This is a genomic window from Halogeometricum sp. CBA1124, from assembly GCF_009741955.1.
Taxonomy (GTDB): Archaea; Halobacteriota; Halobacteria; order Halobacteriales; family Haloferacaceae; genus Halogeometricum; species Halogeometricum rufum.
Window position 1 is genome coordinate 1 of sequence record NZ_WPCD01000353.1, and the last position, 1,489, is coordinate 1,489.

Genomic DNA, 1,489 nt, shown 5'->3' on the forward strand with positions numbered 1-1,489 from the left:
CCGCCGGCGCGACGACGACGGCGAGCGTCGCGTCGCCCGCGTTTTCGGGTGCGGCGTCGGTCACAGCGGCGTCGCAGTCCGCGGCGGCGGCGCGGACGGCTTCGGCGGCCGGACCGCTCCCGACGAGTGCGATGTCGTGCGTAGTCACGGCTGCAACGACGGCGGAACGAGAGAAAAAACCGAGGGGGTTCGGCCGACCCTCCGGCGACGGCGGCGAGTGACCGGCCCCGTCTTCAGGCGAGGAGGCTCTGCGCGACGCCCGCGAGTTGGTCGGGGTCGGAGGTGACGAGTCGGTCGTCGCCCAGTTTGAGGCGGAGGCGCGGCCGACCGACGTCGATGGGGACCTTCTCGGTGTCGATGAGCCCCATCTCCTCCAGTTTCGTCTTCGTCCGCGAGAACGTGGCCTTGCTGGCGATGCCGACGTCCTCGCCCCACTTCGAGATGTCGTAGAGGAGCACCTCGTTCTTCGCGGCGACGAGGAGACTGATGGTCACCTCGTCGAGTCCGTCGCCGTCGCCGCGGGCGGTCTGGAGCGACGAGAGCACCGAGTCGAAGTCGGTGCGCGCGTCGGGACTGATTTCGTCTTCGAGGCTGGTTCGGACCCGCGTGATGGGCGGGGTGCGGAGTTTGTACTCCGACGCTTCCTCCCACTGCGTGGTGTAGGTGTCGCGGGCGGCGGCCACGAACTCCTCGTCGGTCGTCACGAGACCCGCCACTCGGTCGCCCGCCGTGACGAGGGAGACGACGGCGTCTTCGGTGACGAGAAGCGCGTTCTCCGCGCTCTCGTCGGCCGTTCGCATCGAGAACGCGCCGGCGTCGACGAGGTCAGCCGCGTTACTGGCGACGATGAAGTCGTCCATGACGTCCTTCAGCAGCGATTCGTCGGCGACCATCTTCATCGCCGGCAGGTCGCCCTCGTGACTCGACGCGACGGTGACGAGTGTGTGGATGACGTCTCGCGTCGGCCCCACGATCAACACCTCGTCCGTGTCCGCACCCAGGACTGCGTCGAGGATGTCTCCCACGCCCTCCGTCAGCATGTTCGATTCGATGGTCATGCCGTTAGATAGGTAAACGGGAATATTTAATATTAACGCAAGCCGACCCTCAGAATCAAAGGGTTGAGAGCGTGTATGAAGGTCCTCGGGCGGGGCGACCCGAGATTCTCTCGGAAAAGATACCAGTTGCATCTCACGTGCGAACCGAGTGCATACCGTCGGCAGTCGTGACGCGGTCCGGGGGCGGCGCGGTGCGTTCCGACTACGTCAACTCTCGGTAGAGGTCGCTCGACCAGTGGATGTCGCCGTCGTAGATGATGGGCATATCCGTCCGGTCGAGGAAGTCCGACAGATCCGCGGCGGAGAGGTCGGTGCGCTGGGTGGTCCCCAGCAGGTGGGAACGCTGGTCGTCGGAGAAGGGGGGCGCGTAGGTGCCGCCGGCGGACGCGGGGGGAGTCGTGTCGTGTCGAGATGGTACGTCCCGTCGTCGT

General features: G+C 66.4%; 2 protein-coding genes. Both read right to left on the reverse strand.

Features of this window, described 5'->3' with window-relative positions; translation table 11 throughout:
• Positions 1-233: 233 nt before the first annotated feature.
• On the reverse strand, positions 234-1,058 hold the full coding sequence (tbsP, locus tag GJ632_RS21430; protein ID WP_191453977.1) for a transcriptional regulator TbsP: 825 nt from the start codon (positions 1,056-1,058) through the stop codon (positions 234-236).
• A gap of 202 nt (positions 1,059-1,260) precedes the next feature.
• The coding region (locus GJ632_RS22675) for a hypothetical protein (RefSeq protein WP_197428151.1) at positions 1,261-1,489 on the reverse strand (229 nt) is incomplete at its 5' end.